This is a genomic window from Hydrogenophaga defluvii, assembly GCF_042665235.1.
Classification (GTDB): Bacteria; Pseudomonadota; Gammaproteobacteria; order Burkholderiales; family Burkholderiaceae_C; genus Hydrogenophaga; species Hydrogenophaga defluvii_A.
Genome location: NZ_JBHTBZ010000082.1, coordinates 1 through 4,960, shown reverse-complemented (window position 1 = coordinate 4,960; position 4,960 = coordinate 1). Strand labels below are relative to the sequence as shown.

Below are 4,960 nucleotides of genomic sequence, written 5' to 3'. Positions count from 1 at the left end.
TGGCGGTGAAGATCACCGCACCGATGCCGGTGGTGACGCCACAGCCGATGTAGCAGACCTTGTCAAACGGCGCGTCCTCGCGAATCTTGGCCAGGGCGATTTCGGGCACCACGGTGTAATTGCTGAAGGTGCTGGTGCCCATGTAGTGCAGGATGGGTTGGCCGTCGATGGAGAAGCGGCTGCTGGCGTCGGGCATCAGGCCCTTGCCCTGGGTGCCACGGATGAGCTGGCACAGGTTGGTCTTGCGGCTCAGGCAGAACTTGCACTGACGGCATTCGGGGGTGTACAGGGGGATGACGTGGTCGCCCTTCTTGAGGGTGGTCACGCCCGGGCCCACGTCCACCACGATGCCCGCGCCTTCGTGGCCGAGGATGGCGGGGAACAGGCCTTCGGGGTCGGCGCCGCTCAAGGTGTAGTAGTCGGTGTGGCAGATGCCGGTGGCCTTGATCTCCACCAGCACTTCACCGAACTTGGGGCCTTGCAGGTCCACGGTTTCAATCGTCAGCGGGGCACCTGCTTTCCAGGCAACAGCAGCTTGGGTTTTCATGGGCATTAGGTCAAAAGATTCAGAGCAGTCCGGCGGCGTGTAGCGCCACGGTTTCGTCCCAGGCGCGGCGCACGAATTTGGCGGCTTCGATGTTTTGTTGCAGCAGGTTGTAGCGAGCGCCCAGGCCGTAGTCGGGCAGGTTGATCATTTCGGTGGTGATGTAGCGCAGTGGGCTGTTGGGGTGGGTGATGTGGTAGCGCAACGCCAGGCGGATGGCCTCTTTGGAGGGTTCGAGCTGCCAGGCGTTCCAGGGCGAATGCCATTCACCGGGTGCGGGCTTGGTGATGGGGTATTGGATGCCCCGCGCGTACTGAGCGCTGGCCTCGGGCACCGTGGCGGGGAAGGGCAGGGCGGGGTCGGTGGCGGCGTCGTCCAGCCGGTGCCAGAGGTTGGGCGGCTGGTGGGGCGCCACGGTGCGCAACTGGGTCCAGCAGACCATGCCCATGTCCAGCCAGCGCTGGCACAGGTTGCCGGACTCGAAGGGGTCGAGCACCACCTCGCCCCGTTCCACCGCCTCGCGCACGCCCGAAAGCGCCAGTTCCTGCGGATTGCCGATCTTGAAGTTGACGTGGCTGTAGTCCAGCGTGAAGTGAAAGGGGATGCCCCGGCCCTGCACGGCACGTGCCACACGCTCCACCTGCAGGAAGTCCTCGGTCCACATGTTGACGTGCAGTTCGAAGCTGGGCGCCACACCCAGCGCCATGCCGGCGTCATACACCTGCAGGTAGTGATCCACCACCTCTTCGTCGGTCAGCTTGTGGCCGTCGGCGTGGTGGGTGAAGGTCATGATGTTGTGCACCCGTGCACCCACCTCGCGGCAGATTTTCAGGTTGTCCATCAGCAGGGCGTGCTCGGTCGCATCACCCAGGCGGTAGAACCAGCTGGCCGTGTGCACCGGCAGGTCGAACTCGGCCATGGCCTGGGTGTAATCGTGCAGGTTGCTGCGCAGCGGCAAGCGGTCGAAATAGTCGAACACCTCGGCTTCTTTGACGAGGCGGAACTGTTCGCGTATGGGCAGCTCGGCCAGGCCCACGGGTTGCGTCAAGGACGAGGGCTGCACGCCCCGGCCGTTGCAGCCGATGAGAAAGGGGGGCTGGGTTGTCACGCTGCCCCCGCCTCGCTGCCCACCATGTCGTCCACCAGGCGGCGCATGCGGCGCGGTGAGATGTCGATGGCGATCTTGATGGTGCGCCGTTCGGGCATGCGTTGCTCGTTGGCGTGGATGGCCTCCAGGATGGCTTTGTCTTCGGCAAAGGCGGTGCGGAAGTCGGCCGACAGGGCGGCGTTGACCTCGGGGCTGGCCTGGAAGTTCTTCACGTGCAGCCAGTGGTCGATGCAGCGGTTCTGGTCCACCGGGGTGATGAAGTGGCAGGCGTAGATCTGCATGCAGTTGTCGCGCCGGCCCTCGGGGGCGCCAGTGCCGGTGTCGGCGGTGCCAAAGTCGATGATGGCGATGCTGGGCGCGTGGTAGTGGTAGTAGTGCCAGCGGTCCACGTTGCCCTTGAAGTTGCCGTATTTCGCGAACAAGGGGATGGGCGGGGCGTCGATGATCCAGCGCCAGGTCAGCACCTTGCCTTCCTGCACCTCGCTGTGCACGGGCACGTCTTCGCTGGCGGCGTTGCCCAGGGTGCTCAGGTGCACAAAGCTCACGTGTGAGGGGTCGCACAGGTTGTCGGCCAGGTTGAGGTAGTGGGCGCCGATCTCCAGTGCATCGCCCTCCACCGCGCTCCAGGCGGGGTCGTGGTACTGGGGCAGGTCGAACACCTTGCTGCGGTCGGCCAGGGTGGGGTCGCCCATCCAGATCCACACCAGGCCCATGTTCTCGTGCGTGGGGTAGGTGCGCACCACCGCGTTGCCGGGGATCTGTGTCTGTCCAGGGATGCGCACACATGCGCCGGTGCAGTCGTAGGTCATGCCGTGGTAGCCACACTCGATGGCGTCGCCCTTGAGCTTTCCCATGGACAAGGGCATCAGCCGGTGCGGGCAGGCGTCTTCCATGGCCACCACCTGGCCGGCCTCGGTGCGGTACAGCACCACCCGCTGCTCAACGATCTGATGGGCGCTCAGCGCGCGACCCACGTTGCGCGACCAGGTCAACGGGTACCAGGTGTTCAGTACGTATGGGCTCATGGTGTCCTCACTTGGCGGTGCGCAGGCGGGCGATGTCGGCGTCGGGCAGGGTGAGCTGGGCGCCATCGATGTAGGTGCCGGTTTTCATCACGCCCTTGCCGTTGACCAACCCGGTGCGGCCCACATAAATGCCCAGGGTGGACTGGTTGTCCTGCGGGCGGAAGACGACTGGGCCGAAGGGCGAGTCGAAACCCAGGCCCTTGAAGGCGGTGATGAGCTTTTCAGCTTCCACCGAGCCGGCCTTTCGGATGCCAGCCGCCAGGGCCTGCATGGTGGCGTATCCCACCACCGAGTTCAGGCGCGGGTATTCGCCGTACTTCTTCTGGTAGGCGTTGTAGAAGGCCTGGTGGGCGGGGGTGTTGATGAGCTGGTAGGGGTAGCCGGTCACCAGCCAGTCTTCGGGGGCGTCGTCCTTGAGCGGGTCCATGTACTCGGGTTCGCCGGTCAGCAGGCTCACCACCAGCCGGTTCTTGAACAGGCCACGCGTTTTGCCCTCGCGGGCGAACTTGGTCAGGTCGGCGCCAAACAGCACGTTGAAGATGGCATCGGGCTTGGCATCTTCGAGCGCCTGCACCACCGCGCCCGCGTCGAGCTTGCCGAAGGGCGGCGCCTGCTCGGTCACGAACTCCACGTCGGGTTGGGCTTTTTTCAGCGCGGTCTTGAAGGTGGCGATGGCGGCCTGGCCGTATTCGTAGTTGGGGTAGACCAGGGCCCAGCGCTTTTTCTTGGCCTTGGCGGCCTCTTCCACCACCGACGCCGCCAGGGCGTGGGTGCCCGAGCGCAGGCGGTAGGTGTAGCGGTTGCCGTTGTCCCACACCACTTTGTCGCTCAAGGGGCCCGACGCGAGGAAGAAGGCCTTGCGCTGGGCCGCGAAGTCGGCCACTGCCAAGCCCACGTTGGACAGCGTGACACCGGCCAGCACGTCCACCCGTTCGCGCGACACCAGTTCCTCGGCCGCGCGCACCGCGTCGCCCGGGTTGGCGTTGTCGTCGCGGAAGATGGTTTCCACCTTGCGGCCCAGCAGGCCGCCGCTGTTGTTCACTTCGTCCTGCGCCAGCTCCCAGCCCTTGCGGTAAGGGCCCATGAGCGCGGGCAGGGCCTTGTAGCTGTTGAGCTCGCCGATCTTGATGGGCGCGGGCTGCGCGTGAGACAGGCCACTGCACGCGGTCCACAGACCGGCCAGCAGGCCCACGGTTTTCAAAAAGCCTTTCATGTGCGTTCTCCTTGGGTGGGTAGGAAACTGACGGGAATTTGATCTGCCGCAAACATGGCCTGAGTTGTTTGTGTTGAACTCACTCCATTTATGTAGAGACTACTTCATAACTTGAACCTTGTAAACTGGCAGGCATCACCGCGCCTGTTTTTTTCCGGGCCACAAGCGAACACATGAAAAAGAACAAAGACGGAACTGAGGCAAAGGCACCCGCCGCCAGCGACACCGTGCCGGCGCGCAAACGCGTGGCTACCAAGGCCGTGGGCGCCCCCACGCGGCCACCCGCTGCGCGCAGGCGCAGCCCGGAGGAGGTGCAGGCGCGCATCCTCGCAGCGGCGACATTCGAGTTCGCCGAGCACAGTTTTTCGGGGGCGCGCATTGACCGCATCAGCAAGCGGGCCAAAACGGTGGACCGCATGCTGTACTACTACTTCGGCAGCAAGGAGCGTCTGTACCAGGCCGTGCTGGAGCAGGGCTACGCCGAGCTGATCGCGGCGCAGCGGGATTTCGAGTTCGATGAGGCCGACCCGGTCAAGGGCATGCGCGAACTGGTGCGCCACTCGTGGCAGCACTACCTCAACCACCCACAGCTGGTGCGCCTGCTGGTGACGGAGAACCTGTTGCGGGCGAAGTACCTCAAGAAGTCATCGCGAATCAAAGGCACGCTCATGCCCTTGATGGAGCGCGCCAGCAGCGTGTTGGCTGCCGGGCAGAAGGCGGGTGTGTTTCGGCGCGATGCCGACCCACAGCGCATCCTGATGACGGTGATGTCGCTGGGGTTTTTCTACCTGTCCAACCAGTTCACCACCTCTCACTGGCTGGAGGTGGACCTGATGGAGCCGAAGCGTCTGTTGGCGTGGGAAAACCACATCTGCGAGGTGGTGCTGGACCACCTCACCCACGGCGCCTGATGCGCGCTCAGAGCGCCTTGACCAGCTCCGGCACAGCCGAGAACAGATCCGCCTCCAAGCCATAGTCGGCCACCGAAAAGATGGGCGCCTCGGGGTCCTTGTTGATCGCCACGATCACCTTGGAGTCCTTCATGCCCGCCAGGTGCTGGATGGCGCCCG

Annotated in this window: 5 protein-coding genes and 1 pseudogene; 1 reads left to right on the top strand and 5 read right to left on the bottom strand. The window is 64.5% G+C overall.

What is annotated here, in order from left to right; translation table 11 throughout:
• The 4 genes from ACFQU0_RS20485 to ACFQU0_RS20470 all read right to left on the bottom strand — a co-directional run.
• The coding region (locus tag ACFQU0_RS20485) for an alcohol dehydrogenase catalytic domain-containing protein (protein ID WP_382203905.1) at window positions 1-547 on the bottom strand (547 nt) is incomplete at its 3' end.
• A gap of 19 nt (window positions 548-566) precedes the next feature.
• Window positions 567-1,652, bottom strand: coding sequence for a xylose isomerase (locus tag ACFQU0_RS20480; protein ID WP_382203903.1), 1,086 nt, complete (start codon window positions 1,650-1,652; stop codon window positions 567-569).
• Entirely contained in the window at window positions 1,649-2,677 is a 1,029-nt protein-coding gene (locus tag ACFQU0_RS20475) for an aromatic ring-hydroxylating dioxygenase subunit alpha (protein ID WP_382203901.1), read from the bottom strand. Before ACFQU0_RS20475 ends, ACFQU0_RS20480 begins: the two co-directional genes overlap by 4 nt.
• A gap of 7 nt (window positions 2,678-2,684) precedes the next feature.
• Entirely contained in the window at window positions 2,685-3,890 is a 1,206-nt protein-coding gene (locus ACFQU0_RS20470) for an ABC transporter substrate-binding protein (protein ID WP_382203899.1), read from the bottom strand.
• A gap of 173 nt (window positions 3,891-4,063) precedes the next feature.
• On the opposite strand from ACFQU0_RS20470, the gene ACFQU0_RS20465 reads away from it, so the two are divergent.
• Window positions 4,064-4,801, top strand: coding sequence for a TetR/AcrR family transcriptional regulator (locus ACFQU0_RS20465; protein WP_382203897.1), 738 nt, complete (start codon window positions 4,064-4,066; stop codon window positions 4,799-4,801).
• A gap of 7 nt (window positions 4,802-4,808) precedes the next feature.
• Here ACFQU0_RS20465 and ACFQU0_RS20460 read toward each other — a convergent pair.
• A pseudogene (locus ACFQU0_RS20460) lies at window positions 4,809-4,960 on the bottom strand (electron transfer flavoprotein subunit alpha/FixB family protein); the annotation flags it as partial.

Bases quoted from the DNA above. Each gene is read 5' to 3' on its own strand.
- ACFQU0_RS20470 (WP_382203899.1), bottom strand. From the start codon at position 3,890: ATGAAAGGCTTTTTGAAAACCGTGGGCCTGCTGGCCGGTCTGTGGACC.
- ACFQU0_RS20475 (WP_382203901.1), bottom strand. From the start codon at position 2,677: ATGAGCCCATACGTACTGAACACCTGGTACCCGTTGACCTGGTCGCGC.
- ACFQU0_RS20465 (WP_382203897.1), top strand. From the start codon at position 4,064: ATGAAAAAGAACAAAGACGGAACTGAGGCAAAGGCACCCGCCGCCAGC.